A 20356-nucleotide genomic window follows, 5' to 3' on the forward strand; every position below is an offset into this window, starting at 1 on the left:
GTGAATCGCCTTGAAGAATGAGGCGTTCGGACTGTTTTTGGAGTATAGATGTGCAAATCTCTAATAAGAACGCACATAAAAGCCGGTCCAATATGCAAAAAAACATCACCTCCCTCGGCGCCCTGAACTGGGATGACCTGAAGTTTTTCCTCGAAGTGGCCCGCACCCGCAAGGCCAGCGTCGCCGCCAAGCGCTTGGCGGTGGACTACACCACCGTGTCGCGGCGCATCAGCTCTTTGGAAGTGTCCCTCGGCACGCTGCTGTTCGAAAAATCCCGGACCAACGGCTTCGTGCTCACCAGCGAAGGCCAGCGGTTGCTGGGTTACGCCGAATCCATTGAAAGCACGCTGCACATGGCCTGCGAACAGGTGTCCGGCTCCGGCGTGGCGCTGTCGGGCCACGTGCGAATGGGTTGCACCGAAGGTTTCGGCAGCTTTTTCGTCACCCCGCAACTGAGCCATTTCGTCGACACTTATCCCGCGATCTCGGTGGACATCCTGCCCCTGCCCCACTTCATCAGCCTGTCCAAGCGCGAAGCCGACATCGTCATCGCCCTGGAACGCCCGGAACACGGGCCGTATGTGTGCTGCAAACTGTGCGACTACAAGCTGCAGCTCTACGCCACCCAGGACTACCTCGACCAACACCCGCCGATCGGCAAACCTGCGGATTTGGCCGAGCATCCGTTTATCAGCTATGTGGATGATTTGGCCTTCAGCTCGGAGTTGCTGTACTTGGCCAATGTGGTGCCCGGCGCCAGCGCGAGTTTGCGCAGTACCAGCGTGATCGCGCAGTACGTGGCGGCCCAGCAAGGCCGGTCGATGGCGATATTGCCGTGCTTCCTGGCCGCGCAGGACCCGCGCTTGCTGCCGGTGCTGGGGGAGCAGATTGCGATTACGCGGCAGTTCTGGATGTATTGCCGGGAGGATTTGAGGAAGTTGAAGCGGATTACTCTGTTGTGGGATTACATCAGGGGGGTGACGGAGCAGAACCAGGGGTTGTTGATGGGGAAGACGCGGGAGATGCGGTTTGCGGACTAAGGTCACCGCAAAACAAATGTGGGAACGGGCTTGCTCGCGAATGCGGTGGGTCAGTCAGCCTTGCCGTTACTGTTACACCGCTTTCGCGAGCAAGCCCGCTCCCACATTTTGAATGGGTTTCAGCTTGCGGAAAGGTGAACCCGCTTAGTCTGCGATCACAACGATGGAGACCCGGCGGTTCTCGGTGCGGCCTGCTGGGGTCGTGTTCGGCGCCACCGGCTCGCTGCTGCCCAGGCCGCGCAGTTGGATGTTTTCTTCTTTCATGCCCACGCGGGTCAGCACCTTGCCCACGCTTTTAGCGCGGCGCAGGGACAGGGCCACGTTGTAGGGCTCTTTGCCCGAGGCGTCGGTATGGCCGTCAACGCGCACGCGCTCGATGCCGGCGCCAACCAGGGCGCTACCGATGCGTTCGACGATGTCGGTGCTGGGTTTGTTGAGGGTTTCGACGTCGCTGCCAAACAGCACTTTGCCGGACAGGCCGAAGGCCCAGCCTTCATCGGTCAGCTCGAAACCTTGTTGCTTGAGCACGGCGACTTGCGCCGGGGTCAGGCCTTTGGGTGGCGTCTGGCAGCCGCTGAGGGCCAGGAAGGCCACGAGCAAAGAAATAAATAAAACGCGTGCGTTAGCGAACAAGGGAATCAACTCCTGTGTTGAACGTTGGCGACGGAGTGCTCCGACTCCGCCGTTTGCTGGCCGCCCGAGGACAGTCGTTTGGCCTGGTACATCGCCGCGTCGGCGGCGTTGAGCAAGGTGCCGGGTGTGGCGCCATGCTCGGGATAAATCGCAATGCCGATACTGAGGGAGGTCAACACCTGGGTGTCTCCAGGCAGTGGAATCGGCATGTCCATGCTGGCAATGATTTTGTCGGCGATGCGCTGGGCGTCTTCGGCCTTGTGCAGGGGCGCCAGCAATACCGCAAATTCATCGCCGCCCAGGCGCGCCACCAGGTCGTCCTCGCGCAGTTGCGCCCGCACACGCTCGGCAACGGCCACCAGCACGGCGTCGCCGGCGGCATGGCCAAAGCGGTCGTTGATGTCTTTGAAACGGTCGCTGTCGAGGAACAGCACCGCCACCCGCTCATTGACCTTGGCCGCGCTGCGCAAGGCGCGGATCAGCCGGCCTTCGAAGAACGCGCGGTTGGGCAGGCCGGTGAGGCTGTCGTGGCTGGCCTGGTGGGCCAGGGTTTCGTTTTCGCTTTGCAAGTGGCTCTGCCAGGCCTCCATCTCGCCGAGCAGGGCGTTGAAGTCGCTGCCTAGGCTATCGAGTTCGGCGATCTGCGCCGAGGGTACGCGGCGGTCGAAGTCTCGCTCGCTGCGGGCGGCGTGGGCGACGGCAGCCAGGCGTTGCAATGGCACGGTGATACCATTTAACAGACGCCGTGACAGATGCAACGCCACCCAGGCGCTGAGGGCGGTGCAGATCAGAATCCCGATCAAGCCACTGAGCAAGAAGCGCAACAGGCTGCCACCGTGGCCGACCAGATGGATGCTGCCGACGGTTTGCCCTTGGCGCAGGATCGGCTGGCTGATGGGCTGTTCGAGCAGGGCGTGCGCTATTTGCAGCTCGACCCGTGACAACATGCCGGTTTCCGGGCGAACCCAGCGCGCCAGCAGCTTGCCGTTGATATCAAATACTTCTGCCTGGGCCACTTCTTCGGTCGAGGCAATCAGGCTCAGGGCTTCGGTGGCCGCCGCACTGTCGTTGAACACCACGGCTGCTTCCACGGTGTAGTTGATCGAGCGGGCGATCAGGTGCAGGTTGTGCTCGGCGTAAACCCGCAGGGCAAGTACGCCCAGCAGGGTCAGGGACACACTGGCCAGGGTCACTGCTACCAGCGCCAGGATCATATGCCCGCGGGCAATTACCGAGCGCAGGGTCGGCCGCACTTTATCGCGACTCATGAGCCAGGCGCTCGACGACGGGACAACTGCAACACACTGGGATGGATGCGCACGCCGCTACGAGCGACGGAATCCAGGTTGACCTCGAACGACACCTGCTCATCGCTGACGCGCAGGCAGAACAGGCTGCCCACCGTGCACTGGTCGCCCCCTTCGCTGATGCTGAGTACGGGATGGCCGATCAATGAGGTAAACAGGCGGTTGCGTTCATCGGAGGTGATTTTGCCAATGTAGACGGCATCACAGGCATTGACGATATCCGGATGATCGACCAGCAAGCGCCGCACCAGCACCGGACGTCCGGTGGCCTGGGTGGTGCCTTTGACCAGGTCATCGGTGTACTGAGTCGGCCCGACAATGCACAGCCGCAATTGCGCAGGCTCAACCGGCCAACGGGCGTAGCTGAGGATACCGAGCACCACTTGGGTCACCGCCTGGGCACGGTGCTCGGCCAGGCTGGGCGTCTGCGCAAATACGCGCGGCGCAAGCAGGCACAGCACCGTCACCAGTAACAGGCGTCTCCAACTCAAACTGCGCGCTTTGGGCGAGACAGCCACGTTCATGCAGCGATACTCTCAAGGGTTTTCAGGGTGATGCCGCAACGATAGCACAGCGGCGGACATCCCCACGAAGCACAGCATTCGAGGGGCTCGCTATTTTTTCAGAAAAATCAGACGTCTGAATGAGAAATATCGCCTGACCTATCAGTCATTTTTTTCAGACGGAAGGTCCAACTCCAACATCAACCCGCTCAGACGCTTGACCTTGCGCCGCACTGCTTCCTCAAACACGCCGCCGCGCGGCTCGATCAGGCTAAACCAGCGCTTGGCACGGGTGATACCGGTATAGATCAGCTCTTTGGTCAGCACCGGGTTGAGGGCATCCGGCAGGATCAGCGCGGTGTGAGTGAACTCCGAGCCCTGGGATTTGTGCACGGTCATGGCGTACACGGTTTCCACATCATTCAAGCGGCTGGGCAATACAAAGCGCACGCCGCCCTGGCCATCGTTACGTGGAAAAGCCACCCGCAGCACGTGGGGGCCGCCATCGCTTTCGGGCAATTTCAGCGCAATGCCGATGTCGCCGTTCATCAGGCCCAGGCCATAGTCGTTGCGGGTCATCAGCACGGGGCGGCCTTCGTACCACTGCTCGTCACCTTCGATCAGGCGTACTTTGCGCAATGCGGCAGTGATGCGCAGGTTGAGCCCTTCGACGCCCCAGGGGCCTTTTCGCACGGCGCACAGCAGCTGAAACGCGTCGAAGGCGTGCAGCAATTGTTGCGCCCAAGCGGTCCAGGCTGGATCGTCACGCGGTGTGTCGGCAGAGGGACGCGCCGATTGCAGCAGGTTCAGGTAGTAGCGGTAACCCTGGGCGCCATCGCCCTGCCCGTCCAGGACCAGGCGCTCAAGGGCGTGGTCATGTTCGCCCTTGAGGCTGACACAGAACAGGTCGTCGTGACGGCCTGCGGCTAGCAGCTGGCGGGCCTCTTCGGCATTTTGCTGGTTGACCCAACGCGCCAGTTGGCCGATACCGCTGCCCTCACCGAAGCGGCGCGAATAGCGCAGCATCACTACTTGCTGGGCCAGGGGATGGCTGCCATCGAGGTCTTCTTGCAGGCCGCTGGTGCTGAGGTCTTCACCGCTGACGGCTTGCAGCCAGTGGCGAGTCTGCGGGCTGTACCAGCCGGCTTCGGCATCGCGGCACAAATCGCCAAGTACGGCCCCCGCTTCTACCGAGGCCAGTTGGTCTTTGTCGCCCAGCAATACCAGGCGTGCGTGGGGCGGCAAGGCGTCGAGCAGGTTGGCCATCATTTCCAGGTCGATCATCGAGGCTTCATCCACCACCAGCACATCCAAGGGCAACGGGTTGCCCAGGTGATGACGGAAGTGCCGGGTGCCCGGACGGCTGCCCAACAAACGGTGAACTGTGGTGACCTGGGTCGGGATTTTTTCCCGCACGCTGTCGGGCACTGTCAGTGACAGCACTTGCTGGCTGATGGATTCGGTCAGACGGGCAGCAGCTTTACCGGTGGGCGCGGCCAGGCGGATGCGCAACGGGCTGCCGGATTCCACGGCGGGCGCCTGCAACAGCGCGAGCAGGCGCACCACGGTGGTGGTCTTGCCGGTACCGGGGCCGCCAGTGACGATGCTGAAGGCGCCGCGGGTCGCCAGGGCGCAGGCGAGCTTTTGCCAGTCAATCACCCCATCGGGCGCAGGCTGGTCGAACAGGCGATTGAGCCGTTGCGGCAGATCGGCCGCGGCGTCTTCCACGCTGGCCAGGCGCAGGCGCAGGGCGTGGTCGATACGCCGCTCGTAGGTCCAGTAACGGCGCAGGTACAGGCGCTTGCCGGACAACACCAACGGGCGGCTGCGGGCTTCCTCGCTGCCATCGACGGCCAGCGCGACCAACGGGCTTGAAGCCAGAGCATGGCACCAATGGCCGCCATCCAGGCCGTGCAGCAACTGCGAGGGCAGCAGCATGGCGCCGGTGTGCAGGTCGCCTTCGGGCGGCAATGACAGGGCGAAATCCGGCGCCTTGAGGGTTTCGAACACATCCAGGCAGACGTGGCCATGCCCCAGTTGATGGCTGGTCAAAGCCGCCGCCAGCAGCACCAGCGGATCGGCGTTTGGGTCCAACTCGTAAAGGAAGCCGACGAAGGCTTTGTCCAAGGCCCGCAGCCAACCCCGCTCGACCCAACGCGCAAGCAACTGCAGCAGGTCGGCGGCACGATCAAGCGGCAAAAGCGCCTCCAGCGGTAACGGCGACAGGCTCATAACAGCACTCCTTGTTCCCAGGCAGGCTCTACCTTGGGTGGGATGGGCTTGCCTTGGAACAACAGGTCCAGGCTTTCGATCAACTCACGGGGTGGTCGGGTGAAATACGCGCCCTGGCTCACCGACTGGCTACCGCGCAGGAACAGGTACAGGGCACCGCCGACGTGCTGGTCATAATCGTAATGGGGCAGGCGCGCCTTGAGCTGGCGGTGCAAGGCCAGCAGGTAAAGTACGTATTGCAGGTCGTACCGATGCTCGAGAATCGAGTGTTCCATGGCGTCCTGGGTGTAGGCCGAGTCGTCAGGGCCAAGCCAATTGGATTTGTAGTCGGCCACGTAGTAACGGCCATCGTGCTCGAACGTCAGGTCGATAAAGCCTTTGAACATGCCGTTGAGCAGGACGGGCTCGGCGGCCACGCGGGACACGCCGCCATGGGTGTGCTGGCAAACCAGTTTGTCGAGGGCGAGCACGTCGACGGTGTGACTGGCGAACCAGAATTCCATCTCGATCTGGTACTGCTGCAGGCCGTTGAGGGTGAAGCGCTCGTTGTGCAGCGGCAGCGGCGTTTGCAGCAGGTGCTCCAGCCAGCCGCTGAGGGTGACGATCCAGCCTTCCCAGTTGCGGCGGTTACAGCGTGCGCCCACGGCTTTTTCGATCGCCTCTGGAGTCACGTTGAAACCTTCTTCACCGGCCCACTCCAACAAGCCGTGAAGGAAGGTGCCTGGGTTGGGACCGCGTGGGAAACGGTGAATATCCCCGCCGGACGCGACCGTTTCCCGAGGGGCATCGGGGTCGAGGCGTTCGTCATCGAACAGCTTCTGGGCCTGTGGGCTTTCGGGCGCTTCGAGGTTGGCGGCGCTCATGCTGTCGCCGATGCGCAAGGCGCTGTAGGAGGCAATCCACCAGTTTTCTGCGGCCTTGCGTACAGGCAGCAACGGCGCAAGCAAGGTCGCTCGGTTGCGCGGCGGATGGAACAAGACGTCTTGGGCGTCCGGCACAAGGTCATAACGGATGGCCGCGCAGCCTTGCTGCAAGTCCAACAACCAGCGCGCCAGACCTGCTGACTCGCCCAACGACGCGCCGGCTCCCAGCAGATAGCCCAGCGCTGAGAGGTGCAAGACCGAGCTGCTGTTATTGCCGCGTTTGAGGTCTGCGATGCCCAGCCAGCAGGCATGTTTGGCGCGGGTCAAGGCCACGTAGAACAAACGCAGGTCTTCAGCCAGGCGCTCGTCATCGGCTTGGGCGATCAGCTCGGCCGTGGGTCGTAGGCTTACCTGGGACTTGCCCTGTTCATCGTGATAATGCAGCGGCAAGCGACTGCCATCCACGGGCTTGGCCGAACAGATGAACGGCAAGAACACCAAGTCGTATTCCAGGCCCTTGGATTTGTGGATGGTCACCACTTTGACCAGTTGCTCATCGCTTTCCAGACGCAGGATCTGCTCTTCACCGGCCTGCCCCGACAGCGCCAGATGCTCGGCCAAATGACGGATCAACGCCTGCTCGCCATCCAGTTCCGAGGCGGCCTGTTGCAACAACTCACTGAGGTGCAACAGGTTGGTCAGCACCCGCTCGCCATCACTGCGGGCGATGAGGGTTTGCGGTAGCTTGAAGTCGTGGAGCAGGCGACGCAGCATCGGCAACACGCCTTGGGTACGCCAGATGGCACGGTAGCCACGAAACTGCATCACCCGCGATTCCCACGCCAGCTCGTCCTGGTTCAGACGCTCCAGCTCCGCCAGGGACAGGTTCAGGGTGACGCAGGCCAGGGCCGCCCTTAATGGCCGTTCGACGTCCGGTTCCGCGCAAGCCTTGAGCCAGGCCAACAGGTCATGGGCTTCCTGGGCGGCAAACACCGAGTCTTTATCCGACAGGTACACACTGCGCACGCCACGGCTGGCCAGTTCGGCACGTACGGCTTGGGCCTCCTTGCCGTCGCGCACGAGGATGGCGATGTCTGACGGCAACACGCCCTTCAAGCGCCCCGCTTTCACAAAGCCTGCGCTGCCTTGCTGGCCGCCATTGAGCAACACAACGATCTGCGTGGCGCAGGCGGCGGCCAGTTGCTGACGGTAAACCGCGTTGGAAATCGGCTGGTCGCTGGGCAGGTGCCAAACGTTCATGGCCGGCAGCGTCTGGCCGTCGACCTGCAACTGCTCGCTACGGCCTTGGGACAGTACCGAATGGAACGGCACCGGGTTGTCGCCATCGGGTTGGCGAAACAGAAACGCACCACGGCCGGTTTCAGCACGCTGGAACACATGGTTCACCGCCTCGACCATCGCATGGCTGGAGCGGAAGTTGGTGCCCAGGGTGTGATGGCGGCCGGTGGTGGCCTGCCGGGCGCGCAGGTAGGTATAGATGTCGGCGCCGCGAAAGGCGTAGATCGCCTGCTTGGGGTCGCCGATCAGGAACAGGCCGCTGTCGAGGTGGTTTTCCTCGATGCGGTAGATGCTGTCGAAGATGCTGTATTGCACCGGGTCGGTGTCCTGGAATTCATCGATCAGGGCCACCGGGAATTGCTCGCGGATCACACTGGCCAGGCGCTCGCCACCGTCTGCCTGGAGGGCGGCGTTGAGGCGGATCAGCATGTCGTCAAACCCCATCTCGGCGCGGCGACGTTTCTCTTCCTCGAAGCGTTTGCCGACCCAGCCGGCAGCGTGTTGCAGCACCGCCGCGTCGGGCGTTGGCAAGGCGTCGAGGCTGGCTTTGAGGCCGGCCATGGCTTGGATGCCGGGGTGCTGCGGCGGCTCGCCTTTCCAGGCTTCGGCCATGCCATCGGGCGTCAGGCGGGTAAAGCCGGTGCCGATATCCAGTTGTTCCAGGGTTTCGTCAGCGGCCCAGGCGCTGATCTTTTCGAACCAGGGTTCGAAGTAACGCGCTTGCATCTTGCGCCCGTCGACCGCTTTGGCGGCGACGGCTTGCAGGCAGATATCCCGCAGCTCGGCGGCCCATTGTTGCCAAGGGGCCTTGAGGGTAACCAGCGCGGCGCGGCGTTCTTGCAAACAGGCGCTGATCAGTTCGGCTGGCTCGCGGGTTTCGTCGGTGGGCCGCTCACTGCCGAACAATGCACGCACCCGTGGCATCAGCGCCGCGGGGCCGCCCCAATTATTGCGCACCCAGTTGAGCGCATCGTCATGCATTGGGTAGCAGAACAAGCGCCAGTAGTCGCGCAGCACTTCGCCCAGCAGGTCGCTATGGTCAGTTTCCAGGGTTTGTGTAAACAGGCTGCCGCTGTCGAACGCGTGTTCGCGCAGCATGCGCTGGCACCAACTGTGGATCGTCGAAACCGCCGCTTCATCCATCCATTGCGCGGCGATGTCCAGGCGATTGGCACAGGCCGGCCATTGCTGCGGATCATAGTGCTCGCGCAGGTCGGCAATCAGCGCATCGGGCTGTTCGATTTCGTCACGGAAGAAGCGCGCGGCTTCGGCCAGGCGGATGCGAATGCGTTCTCGCAGCTCCTTGGTGGCGGCGTCGGTGAACGTCACCACGAGGATTTGCGGTGGCAGCAGCTCGCGGCCGAAACCGGATTCATCGCCGCCATGGCCGAGCACCAGGCGCAGGTACAAGGCGGAGATGGTGAAGGTCTTGCCGGTGCCGGCACTGGCTTCAATCAACTGGCTGCCTTTGAGCGGGAACGCCAGGGCCAAGGGTTTGCCGATCATGCGTTGGCCTCCGTGCTGGAAAGCGATCGCCAGGGGGCGTTGATCAGCGGGCGATACAGGGTTTCGCACCAGCCTTCGAACTCTTCGCTGGCGACCAGGGCCGCGTAGTCGGGAAATTGCCGCGTGAGGGCTGGCGTTTCGCGGCGTTCGCCGTCAGTGGTGATGCCATCGCCTTCATAGGCTTTGCTCGCAGCCGCTTGGGCCTTGGCGGGGTCAGTCTGGCCGAGCCAGGCGAACGCGGTTTTCACCGCGACAGGTAGCGGTGTACTCATTCCCGTGCGCCAGGCCAAAAGCAGGTTGCCGAGGATTTCCTCGGCGCTGGACTTGTCCAGCGGGGCCAACAGTAAGGTGTCGTCACTGGCTACCAGACCGGTGCTCAAGGGCAGGCCACAGGCGCAGGCCACCACGTGATTGACCCAGGGGCGGATGAGGCGGTGCCACTTGCGTGTCTTGATCGAGCCAATGCTGTTGGGGATGGTGGTGACGCTTAACAGCCCGCCATCACTGCGTCGGTGCAGGCCGCTGATCCAACCTTCCAGCTGGATGCCCTGGTACGCAAAGCTGATCGGTTCAGCGCCGGTATGCGGGGTGGGCCACAGCGCCAGAAGGTCTTGATAGCGTTGCACCAGGTCCGGCAGCGGCTCGATCAGCTCGTTACGCAGGCATTCACCGAAACCGACCATCGGCAGCAGGCCACTGCCTTGCAGGCGCAGGGCCTGGGCGTTGAGCGCCTGATCGAGTTGATCGGGTTGGGTGAGGGCCGCGTTCAACAGGCTGTCGCTGAGGTTGTAACGTTGCAACGCGTCCAGCACGAAGGGTTCTTCGTCAGCCAGCGGCACTTCGGCGGCTTCGAAGAATACTTTCAGGCGCTGGCTGAAGAAGTGCTTGACCGGGTTGCGCAGGAAATCCTGTAACTGGCCGAGGCTCAGGGGTTCTTCCTGTTGGTGAGGGGCCAAGCCTTGCTCTTGGGTGATGACCGCCGGTGCCTGATGCAGCCATTGCCATTCGCGGGCATAGCTGAACAGCGGATCGCCTTCGTGGAAGTAGCGGGCGCTGAAGGGTTGCAGGGGGTGTTCCTGGGTCATTGCGTCGATCAGCGGCTGATCGTCGCTGGTGTGCTGCCAGCCGCTGGCCAAGTGGTCGCGCAGTTGGCCGATCAGCACCGAGGCCGGGCGATCACTGTTGTCACGGATGCTGCGGCCTACCCAGCTGATATACAGCTGGTCGCGGGCCGACAGCAGCGCTTCGAGCAGTAAGTAGCGGTCGTCTTCGCGGCGAGAACGGTCGCCGGGGCGGTAATCACTGCCCATCAGGTCAAAATCCAGCGGTGGCTGGGCCCGCGGGTAATCGCCGTCGTTCATGCCCAGCAGGCAAACCAGCTTGAACGGGATCGCACGCATGGGCATCAGCGTACAAAAATTGACCGCTCCCGCCAGGAAGCGCTGGGACAGGCGCCCCTGATCCAATCCGGCCAGCCATGCCTCACGTACTACCGTAAGGGGTAGCTCGTCTTGCAGCCCAACGGATTCGCAGGTTTCCAGCCAGGTCTCTCTCAGTTGTTCGAGCTGGCCCAGCAAGTAGTCATCGTGCTCGCTGCTGGGCAGGAAAAACAGCTGCATCAAGCGTTGTAGACGCTCGCCCCAGGCCTGTGGGGAGGCGGGTTCTGATAACGCCTGATGGGCATCGTTCAAGGCATCGAGCAAGGCGACCAGCGGGCCGATCAAGGCCGCATCGAGGCCACCGATTTCGTCATACGGCTCGATACCGTCGCAGGCCGAGCCAGTGCCGACGGCATAGCCCAGCAGCATACGGCGCAGGCCGAATCGCCAACTGTTTTGCTCCAGCTCCGTGGGCAGGCCTAAACCGGCGCGTTGCTCGGCGTTCAGGCCCCAGCGGATGCCGGCGCCTTCGATCCAGCGATGCAAGGTGGGCAGGTCACGCTCTTTGATGGCGAAGCGTTCGCGCAGGGCCGGGACGTCGAGCAGGTCGAGGATTTCGCTGACGGGGAAGCGGCTGTCGGGAAGTTTGAGCAAGTGCTCGACGGCGATCAACAGCGGGTCGCGACCGCGTTGGCCTTGGTCTGTGAGGGTGAAGGGGATGAAGCGTGGGTCATGGCGTTCGAGCTGGCCGAAGACCGCGCGAATATGCGGCGCGTAGCTGTCGACGTCGGGGACCATGACGATGATGTCCCGAGGACGCAGTGTGGGGTCGGCGCTGAAGCGATGGAGCAATTGGTCGTGGAGGATTTCCACTTCGCGTTGGGCACTGTGGGCGATGTGGAAACGGATCGAAGTATCGCGTTGCAAGTCGACAGCGGGCCACCGCTCACGGGTTTCATTCAACGGCCGCAGTTCGAGGATATCGTCCTGGAGTTGGTTGAGCAGCGTGGTGGGTTCGCTGTCGCTGAACAGGTCGATACGACCGTCGCGGAATGCCGCGCGGTAGCTGTTGGGGTCGTCGTAGCTGTCCAACAGACTGATGTAATCACGGCCCTGCTTGCCCCAGGCAGCAAGCAGCGGATGGGCGTGCTGGTGCAAAGTTTGTGGGTCGATCGTGACGGGCATGCCCGCTTTGCGCGCCTGGCGTTTGTATTCGTTACGCAGCAAGTCCTTGTCGGCGACGATGTCCGACCAATGATGGCGGCAGGGGTTATGCACGCAGAGCAGAACTTGGCTGAAACGGGCCAAGCCCGCCAAGGCTTCCAGCGCCTGGGCCGGCAGCGATGAGATGCCGAAGACAATCACCCGGGGAGGCAAGCCGGGAGGTGCTTGTTCAAGGCTGTTGATGCGCTCGATGAAGCGCTGATGAACGCCGGCCCGGCTTTCGGCCATGCCTGCTGCACCTACATCCAACAGCAGCGCGCGCCATAGCTCGGCTTGCCAGCAGTTGGCTGGGTTGAGCGGTTTGGAATCGCCTCGACCATTGCGCAGTTGGTGCCGGCCTGCGGCCCAGTCTTCCAGCCAGTCAGCACGGTAGACCTGGTATTGGTCGAACAAGTCAGCCAGGCGCTCGGCGAGTTGGTAGCGTTTGCGCAGGTCGGTGTCTTGCGTCAGGAAGCGTTGCAGCGGCTCGAAGTGCGGTTGGTCGATCAGCTCGGGTAACAGGCGCATGAGGCGCCAGGTCAGCGGGGCTTTATCAAGCAGGGACTTGGGCGGGATCTCATCACGGCCCAAGACCATGCGATAAAGCTGCCACATAAAGCTGCCAGGCAGTTGCACGTCGATGGCTGCGGCAATGCCACAGCCGCCCATATCATCGGCTTGCGGGTCTTCGGCCAAGGCCAGCTTGAGCCACTGGGCAATGCCGTTGCTTTGTACCAGGGCGATTTCGTTTTCCAAAGGCGCCAGTGGGTAACGGCGCATCCAACTGACCACCAGGCTTCGCAGCTCGTCCAGGCGGTTGCCATGAACCACCATGAATCCAGGGCTGAGGGACGTCGCGTCCGGCATAACGGCTTCCTTGGGAAAAGCAAAATCGAGGGATGGACTTTAGCACTGTGGTGCACGGGGCGGACACAGGACGAACAAGTGTACGGGGACAAGGTGGACACTTTTCGAGCGCCCAAAACAAAACCCCAACTGCTTTCGCAATTGGGGTTTCGGAATTTAATCTTGACGATGACCTACTCTCACATGGGGAAACCCCACACTACCATCGGCGATGCATCGTTTCACTGCTGAGTTCGGGATGGGATCAGGTGGTTCCAATGCTCTATGGTCGTCAAGAAATTCGGGTACTGAGTCGCGGCCAGCTGGCCTCGCTTCAGCAAATTGGGTATGTGACAGCTTTCGGTGCTTTGTGAGCGTCGAACTTTCGGTTCATCTTCGTCTTCACACACCGCAATCTGATGCTCGTTAGAGTAGTCAAATTGCTTGGGTGTTATATGGTCAAGCCTCACGGGCAATTAGTATTGGTTAGCTCAACGCCTCACAGCGCTTACACACCCAACCTATCAACGTCGTAGTCTTCGACGGCCCTTCAGGGAACTCAAGGTTCCAGTGAGATCTCATCTTGAGGCTAGTTTCCCGCTTAGATGCTTTCAGCGGTTATCTATTCCGAACATAGCTACCCGGCAATGCCACTGGCGTGACAACCGGAACACCAGAGGTTCGTCCACTCCGGTCCTCTCGTACTAGGAGCAGCCCCTCTCAAATCTCAAACGTCCACGGCAGATAGGGACCGAACTGTCTCACGACGTTCTAAACCCAGCTCGCGTACCACTTTAAATGGCGAACAGCCATACCCTTGGGACCGGCTTCAGCCCCAGGATGTGATGAGCCGACATCGAGGTGCCAAACACCGCCGTCGATATGAACTCTTGGGCGGTATCAGCCTGTTATCCCCGGAGTACCTTTTATCCGTTGAGCGATGGCCCTTCCATACAGAACCACCGGATCACTAAGACCTACTTTCGTACCTGCTCGACGTGTCTGTCTCGCAGTCAAGCGCGCTTTTGCCTTTATACTCTACGACCGATTTCCGACCGGTCTGAGCGCACCTTCGTACTCCTCCGTTACTCTTTAGGAGGAGACCGCCCCAGTCAAACTACCCACCATACACTGTCCTCGATCCGGATAACGGACCTGAGTTAGAACCTCAAAGTTGCCAGGGTGGTATTTCAAGGATGGCTCCACGCAGACTGGCGTCCACGCTTCAAAGCCTCCCACCTATCCTACACAAGCAAATTCAAAGTCCAGTGCAAAGCTATAGTAAAGGTTCACGGGGTCTTTCCGTCTAGCCGCGGATACACTGCATCTTCACAGCGATTTCAATTTCACTGAGTCTCGGGTGGAGACAGCGCCGCCATCGTTACGCCATTCGTGCAGGTCGGAACTTACCCGACAAGGAATTTCGCTACCTTAGGACCGTTATAGTTACGGCCGCCGTTTACCGGGGCTTCGATCAAGAGCTTCGCGTTAGCTAACCCCATCAATTAACCTTCCGGCACCGGGCAGGCGTCACACCCTATACGTCCACTTTCGTGTTTGCAGAGTGCTGTGTTTTTAATAAACAGTCGCAGCGGCCTGGTATCTTCGACCGGCATGAGCTTACGGAGCAAGTCCTTCACCCTCACCGGCGCACCTTCTCCCGAAGTTACGGTGCCATTTTGCCTAGTTCCTTCACCCGAGTTCTCTCAAGCGCCTTGGTATTCTCTACCCAACCACCTGTGTCGGTTTGGGGTACGGTTCCTGGTTACCTGAAGCTTAGAAGCTTTTCTTGGAAGCATGGCATCAACCACTTCGTTAACTAAAAGTTAACTCGTCATCAGCTCTCGGCCTTAGAATCCCGGATTTACCTAAGATTCCAGCCTACCACCTTAAACTTGGACAACCAACGCCAAGCTGGCCTAGCCTTCTCCGTCCCTCCATCGCAATAACCAGAAGTACAGGAATATTAACCTGTTTTCCATCGACTACGCTTTTCAGCCTCGCCTTAGGGACCGACTAACCCTGCGTCGATTAACGTTGCGCAGGAAACCTTGGTCTTTCGGCGTGGGTGTTTTTCACACCCATTATCGTTACTCATGTCAGCATTCGCACTTCTGATACCTCCAGCAAGCTTCTCAACTCACCTTCACAGGCTTACAGAACGCTCCTCTACCGCATCACTTACGTGATACCCGTAGCTTCGGTGTATGGTTTGAGCCCCGTTACATCTTCCGCGCAGGCCGACTCGACTAGTGAGCTATTACGCTTTCTTTAAAGGGTGGCTGCTTCTAAGCCAACCTCCTAGCTGTCTAAGCCTTCCCACATCGTTTCCCACTTAACCATAACTTTGGGACCTTAGCTGACGGTCTGGGTTGTTTCCCTTTTCACGACGGACGTTAGCACCCGCCGTGTGTCTCCCATGCTCGGCACTTGTAGGTATTCGGAGTTTGCATCGGTTTGGTAAGTCGGGATGACCCCCTAGCCGAAACAGTGCTCTACCCCCTACAGTGATACATGAGGCGCTACCTAAATAGCTTTCGAGGAGAACCAGCTATCTCCGAGCTTGATTAGCCTTTCACTCCGATCCACAGGTCATCCGCTAACTTTTCAACGGTAGTCGGTTCGGTCCTCCAGTTAGTGTTACCCAACCTTCAACCTGCCCATGGATAGATCGCCCGGTTTCGGGTCTATTCCCAGCGACTAGACGCCCTATTAAGACTCGCTTTCGCTACGCCTCCCCTATTCGGTTAAGCTCGCCACTGAAAATAAGTCGCTGACCCATTATACAAAAGGTACGCAGTCACCCAACAAAGTGGGCTCCCACTGCTTGTACGCATACGGTTTCAGGATCTATTTCACTCCCCTCTCCGGGGTTCTTTTCGCCTTTCCCTCACGGTACTAGTTCACTATCGGTCAGTCAGTAGTATTTAGCCTTGGAGGATGGTCCCCCCATATTCAGACAAAGTTTCTCGTGCTCCGTCCTACTCGATTTCATGACTAAGAGATTTTCGCGTACAGGGCTATCACCCACTATGGCCGCACTTTCCAGAGCGTTCCGCTAATCTCAAAGCCACTTAAGGGCTAGTCCCCGTTCGCTCGCCACTACTAAGGGAATCTCGGTTGATTTCTTTTCCTCAGGGTACTTAGATGTTTCAGTTCCCCTGGTTCGCCTCTTGCACCTATGTATTCAGTACAAGATAACCATCTTATGATGGCTGGGTTCCCCCATTCAGACATCTCCGGATCAAAGTCTGTTTGCCGACTCCCCGAAGCTTTTCGCAGGCTACCACGTCTTTCATCGCCTCTGACTGCCAAGGCATCCACCGTATGCGCTTCTTCACTTGACCATATAACCCCAAGCAATCTGGTTATACTGTGAAGACGACATTCGCCGAAAATTCGAATTTCTCAGTTAAGAGAACTCACAAATTTTACCTTAGCCTGATCCGTTACCAGTGAAAGTAACGTTCAGTCTATCTTTCTATCACATACCCAAATTTTTAAAGAACGAACTAGTCAAAGACTAGAAATCAACATTCACCATCACCACGATGGAATGCTCATTTCTAAGCTTTATACAAACAGAAGCAGTAGTGGTGGAGCCAAACGGGATCGAACCGTTGACCTCCTGCGTGCAAGGCAGGCGCTCTCCCAGCTGAGCTATGGCCCCGTATTTCTACAGGCGTTTCCCACACAAAATTGGTGGGTCTGGGCAGATTCGAACTGCCGACCTCACCCTTATCAGGGGTGCGCTCTAACCAACTGAGCTACAGACCCAATTTCGGGCTGCTTCTTTCGTCTTCTTCAATGAATCAAGCAATTCGTGTGGGAACTTATGGAGCAGCTGATGTCGTCGATTAAGGAGGTGATCCAGCCGCAGGTTCCCCTACGGCTACCTTGTTACGACTTCACCCCAGTCATGAATCACACCGTGGTAACCGTCCTCCCGAAGGTTAGACTAGCTACTTCTGGTGCAACCCACTCCCATGGTGTGACGGGCGGTGTGTACAAGGCCCGGGAACGTATTCACCGCGACATTCTGATTCGCGATTACTAGCGATTCCGACTTCACGCAGTCGAGTTGCAGACTGCGATCCGGACTACGATCGGTTTTATGGGATTAGCTCCACCTCGCGGCTTGGCAACCCTCTGTACCGACCATTGTAGCACGTGTGTAGCCCAGGCCGTAAGGGCCATGATGACTTGACGTCATCCCCACCTTCCTCCGGTTTGTCACCGGCAGTCTCCTTAGAGTGCCCACCATGACGTGCTGGTAACTAAGGACAAGGGTTGCGCTCGTTACGGGACTTAACCCAACATCTCACGACACGAGCTGACGACAGCCATGCAGCACCTGTCTCAATGTTCCCGAAGGCACCAATCTATCTCTAGAAAGTTCATTGGATGTCAAGGCCTGGTAAGGTTCTTCGCGTTGCTTCGAATTAAACCACATGCTCCACCGCTTGTGCGGGCCCCCGTCAATTCATTTGAGTTTTAACCTTGCGGCCGTACTCCCCAGGCGGTCAACTTAATGCGTTAGCTGCGCCACTAAAAGCTCAAGGCTTCCAACGGCTAGTTGACATCGTTTACGGCGTGGACTACCAGGGTATCTAATCCTGTTTGCTCCCCACGCTTTCGCACCTCAGTGTCAGTATTAGTCCAGGTGGTCGCCTTCGCCACTGGTGTTCCTTCCTATATCTACGCATTTCACCGCTACACAGGAAATTCCACCACCCTCTACCATACTCTAGTCAGTCAGTTTTGAATGCAGTTCCCAGGTTGAGCCCGGGGATTTCACATCCAACTTAACAAACCACCTACGCGCGCTTTACGCCCAGTAATTCCGATTAACGCTTGCACCCTCTGTATTACCGCGGCTGCTGGCACAGAGTTAGCCGGTGCTTATTCTGTCGGTAACGTCAAAATTGCAGAGTATTAATCTACAACCCTTCCTCCCAACTTAAAGTGCTTTACAATCCGAAGACCTTCTTCACACACGCGGCATGGCTGGATCAGGCTTTCGCCCATTGTCCAATATTCCCCACTGCTGCCTCCCGTAGGAGTCTGGACCGTGTCTCAGTTCCAGTGTGACTGATCATCCTCTCAGACCAGTTACGGATCGTCGCCTTGGTGAGCCATTACCTCACCAACTAGCTAATCCGACCTAGGCTCATCTGATAGCGCAAGGCCCGAAGGTCCCCTGCTTTCTCCCGTAGGACGTATGCGGTATTAGCGTCCGTTTCCGAACGTTATCCCCCACTACCAGGCAGATTCCTAGGCATTACTCACCCGTCCGCCGCTCTCAAGAGAAGCAAGCTTCTCTCTACCGCCCGACTTGCATGTGTTAGGCCTGCCGCCAGCGTTCAATCTGAGCCATGATCAAACTCTTCAGTTCAAACATCTTTGGGTTTTTAAGAAACCCTAAACTTGGCTCAGCAATCGTTGGTTACATCTTTGATTTCTCGCGGAGTAACTTGTGATGCTGATAATCTTGTTGACTATCAGTCTGACTCCACAAGCACCCACACGAATTGCTTGATTCAGTTGTTAAAGAGCGGTTGGTTAAGATCTTTCGTCTCAACCGAGGCGCGCATTCTACAGCAGCCTCATTTGCTGTCAAGTGGTTATTTTCAGAAGTTTTCGAAGATTTCTTCAACAACTTCAACCACTTGCGCTTGCGATCTCTCGTAAGCGGGAGGCGAATTCTACAGCGTTACACGCTGCTGTCAACACCTCTTTTTCAACTTCCTTTTGGCTTCGATGAACTGAAGCAACTTGCTGTCGATAACTGCGTAACTCATTGTTTACCAAGGAGTTTTCCGTTTCGACTGCGCCGGAAGTGGGGCGAATTATAGGCTTCCAGAATCTGCCGTCAAGGCTTAATTACGTTTTTGTTGCAGAAGGCGCTTTTTTAGCAATAAGGCGAGGGATTCGTCGCGTCACCGGCGGCACCCGCAGCAACAGAAGCAGCGCACCTATAGAAGCGTAGATAGCCCACTCCTTCAGATCCGCCCGCACTATCCATAACATGTGCAGCAAACCGAGCCCAAGAATCACATAGACCAGGCGATGCAGCTTCTTCCAGCGGCTCCCCAACCGGCGCTGGCTGTAGCGGTTCGACGTGACAGCCAGCATCAGGAGAGCAACAAACCCCAGCGCACCCACAATGATGTAGGGCCGCTTGCTCAACTCTACGCCGAGCTGCGACCAATCCAGCCCCAGGACAAATACGCAATAGGCCGCCAGGTGCAGCACGACATAAGCAAAGCACCACAGCCCCAACTGTCGCCGCACCGCTATCCACCCCGCCCAACCGCTCAACTTCTGCAGCGGCGTCATGGCAAGTGTAATCAGCAACAGAATCAACGTTCCCAAACCCAAGCGATCGACGAGCACCTTGCCAGGGTCAGGCCCCAGCGCGGAACTCCACGCCTCATACAACCAGAGCAATGGCCACACTGCGGCGGCTACAAACACGCCGATGCGCCAGATGGGATAGCGCATCAGTAGTTCTTCCGCAGATCGAGGCCTGTATATAAAGAAGCGACCTCATCCGAATAGCCATTGAACATCTGCGTCTCGCGCACATTCGGACTAAACAGGCCGCTCGGCAGACGACGCTCACGCGCCTGGGTCCAGCGTGGATGATCGACCGTAGGGTTCACATTCGCATAAAACCCATACTCATCAGCCGCAATACTCTGCCAGGTCGTTTTCGGCTGCTCACTGACCAGACTGATCCGCACGATGGACTTCACACTCTTGAAGCCATACTTCCACGGCACCACCAGGCGCAACGGCGCGCCGTTCTGGTTAGGCAACTCCCGCCCATACATACCCACAGCCAGGATCGCCAGCGGATTCATCGCCTCATCCAGGCGCAGCCCTTCTACATAAGGCCAGTCGATCAAGCCGAAACTTGAGCGTTGCCCAGGCATGCTCTTGGGATCCTGAAGGGTTTCAAAACGGATGTACTTGGCTTTGGAGGTTGGCTCGACCTGCTTGAGCAACGCAGAGATGGGAAAGCCTAACCACGGAATCACCATGGACCATGCCTCGACACAACGCAGGCGGTAGATGCGCTCTTCCAATTCATAGGGTTTCATGAAGTCCTCCAGGGCATAGCGCCCAGGTTTTGCGACTTCACCATCTATCACAACGCTCCAGGGCTGCGTCTTGAGCGAGCCGGCATTCGTGGCCGGGTCGCCCTTGCCTGTCCCGAACTCATAGAAGTTGTTGTAGTGGGTTGCGTCCTTGAACGGCGTGATGGCTTCATCTTTGACCGTCACCGCCTGCCATTTCGTACCCGGTAGTTTTTCCGTAAACCAGCTGGGCGCGCTGCCGGGCTCGACGTCAGCATACCGCGAGGCATCGCCCGCACTGGCCCAACGCGGCAAGCTGCTGGCGGCAATACCGGCAAGCGCACCGCCGAGCAGGCTGCGGCGAGAGAGGTAGAAAGATTCAGGCGTGACATCCGATTCGTGACAATCGGACGCTTTGGGTAATTTGATTAACATGGTAACTCCGCAGCGTTGGAGAACTGAT

9 protein-coding genes, 2 tRNA genes and 3 rRNA genes are annotated in these 20356 nt (G+C 58.9%); 1 reads left to right on the forward strand and 13 read right to left on the reverse strand.

Annotated elements, in window-relative coordinates:
* The first annotated feature begins 92 nt into the window (after positions 1–92).
* On the forward strand, positions 93–1040 hold the full coding sequence (locus tag N2A98_RS22415) for a LysR family transcriptional regulator (RefSeq protein WP_044268516.1): 948 nt from the start codon (positions 93–95) through the stop codon (positions 1038–1040).
* Between the two features lie 144 nt (positions 1041–1184).
* Here N2A98_RS22415 and N2A98_RS22420 read toward each other — a convergent pair whose 3' ends face one another.
* The 13 genes from N2A98_RS22420 to msrP form a co-directional block, all read right to left on the reverse strand.
* Positions 1185–1673, reverse strand: coding sequence for an OmpA family protein (locus tag N2A98_RS22420; RefSeq protein ID WP_275622662.1), 489 nt, complete (start codon positions 1671–1673; stop codon positions 1185–1187).
* A 5-nt stretch (positions 1674–1678) separates the two neighbouring features.
* The gene (locus tag N2A98_RS22425; protein ID WP_044268522.1) at positions 1679–2941 is read right to left on the reverse strand and encodes a diguanylate cyclase; all 1263 of its coding nucleotides are present in this window, start codon (positions 2939–2941) and stop codon (positions 1679–1681) included.
* Complete coding sequence (locus N2A98_RS22430) at positions 2938–3504, reverse strand: YfiR family protein (RefSeq protein WP_044268525.1); 567 nt, start codon at positions 3502–3504, stop codon at positions 2938–2940. The genes N2A98_RS22425 and N2A98_RS22430 overlap by 4 nt, the downstream gene beginning before the upstream one ends.
* 141 nt (positions 3505–3645) lie before the next feature.
* Positions 3646–5715, reverse strand: a complete 2070-nt coding sequence (gene recD, locus N2A98_RS22435) for an exodeoxyribonuclease V subunit alpha (RefSeq protein ID WP_044268528.1) — start codon at positions 5713–5715, stop codon at positions 3646–3648.
* Complete coding sequence (recB, locus tag N2A98_RS22440; RefSeq protein WP_275622663.1) at positions 5712–9383, reverse strand: exodeoxyribonuclease V subunit beta; 3672 nt, start codon at positions 9381–9383, stop codon at positions 5712–5714. The genes recD and recB overlap by 4 nt, the downstream gene beginning before the upstream one ends.
* Positions 9380–12832, reverse strand: a complete 3453-nt coding sequence (recC, locus tag N2A98_RS22445; protein ID WP_275622664.1) for an exodeoxyribonuclease V subunit gamma — start codon at positions 12830–12832, stop codon at positions 9380–9382. Before recC ends, recB begins: the two co-directional genes overlap by 4 nt.
* Before the next feature lie 160 nt (positions 12833–12992).
* Positions 12993–13108 (reverse strand): 5S ribosomal RNA (gene rrf / locus N2A98_RS22450).
* A 158-nt stretch (positions 13109–13266) separates the two neighbouring features.
* Positions 13267–16158 (reverse strand): 23S ribosomal RNA (locus N2A98_RS22455).
* Positions 16159–16405: 247 nt separating this feature from the next.
* A tRNA-Ala gene (locus N2A98_RS22460) sits at positions 16406–16481 on the reverse strand.
* A 30-nt stretch (positions 16482–16511) separates the two neighbouring features.
* Positions 16512–16588 (reverse strand) — tRNA-Ile (locus N2A98_RS22465).
* A gap of 81 nt (positions 16589–16669) precedes the next feature.
* Positions 16670–18206, reverse strand: a 16S ribosomal RNA gene (locus N2A98_RS22470).
* The 16S, 23S and 5S rRNA genes sit together here with 2 tRNA genes alongside, the layout of an rRNA operon.
* 488 nt (positions 18207–18694) lie before the next feature.
* A complete protein-coding gene (gene msrQ / locus N2A98_RS22475; protein WP_044268539.1) occupies positions 18695–19315 on the reverse strand; it encodes a protein-methionine-sulfoxide reductase heme-binding subunit MsrQ in 621 nt (206 codons plus the stop codon).
* Positions 19315–20328, reverse strand: coding sequence for a protein-methionine-sulfoxide reductase catalytic subunit MsrP (gene msrP, locus N2A98_RS22480; RefSeq protein ID WP_044268541.1), 1014 nt, complete (start codon positions 20326–20328; stop codon positions 19315–19317). Before msrP ends, msrQ begins: the two co-directional genes overlap by 1 nt.
* Positions 20329–20356: the final 28 nt, after the last annotated feature.

This window comes from Pseudomonas sp. FJ2-5-13, assembly GCF_029201605.1.
Lineage (GTDB): Bacteria > Pseudomonadota > Gammaproteobacteria > Pseudomonadales > Pseudomonadaceae > Aquipseudomonas > Aquipseudomonas lactis.

What these genes read in the sequence shown, in the direction of transcription:
- N2A98_RS22430 (WP_044268525.1), bottom strand. Translation starts at nt 3,504, where the DNA reads ATGAACGTGGCTGTCTCGCCCAAAGCGCGCAGTTTGAGTTGGAGACGC.
- N2A98_RS22425 (WP_044268522.1), bottom strand. Translation starts at nt 2,941, where the DNA reads ATGAGTCGCGATAAAGTGCGGCCGACCCTGCGCTCGGTAATTGCCCGC.
- N2A98_RS22415 (WP_044268516.1), top strand. Translation starts at nt 93, where the DNA reads ATGCAAAAAAACATCACCTCCCTCGGCGCCCTGAACTGGGATGACCTG.
- recD (WP_044268528.1), bottom strand. Translation starts at nt 5,715, where the DNA reads ATGAGCCTGTCGCCGTTACCGCTGGAGGCGCTTTTGCCGCTTGATCGT.
- msrQ (WP_044268539.1), bottom strand. Translation starts at nt 19,315, where the DNA reads ATGCGCTATCCCATCTGGCGCATCGGCGTGTTTGTAGCCGCCGCAGTG.
- recB (WP_275622663.1), bottom strand. Translation starts at nt 9,383, where the DNA reads ATGATCGGCAAACCCTTGGCCCTGGCGTTCCCGCTCAAAGGCAGCCAG.
- recC (WP_275622664.1), bottom strand. Translation starts at nt 12,832, where the DNA reads ATGCCGGACGCGACGTCCCTCAGCCCTGGATTCATGGTGGTTCATGGC.
- msrP (WP_044268541.1), bottom strand. Translation starts at nt 20,328, where the DNA reads ATGTTAATCAAATTACCCAAAGCGTCCGATTGTCACGAATCGGATGTC.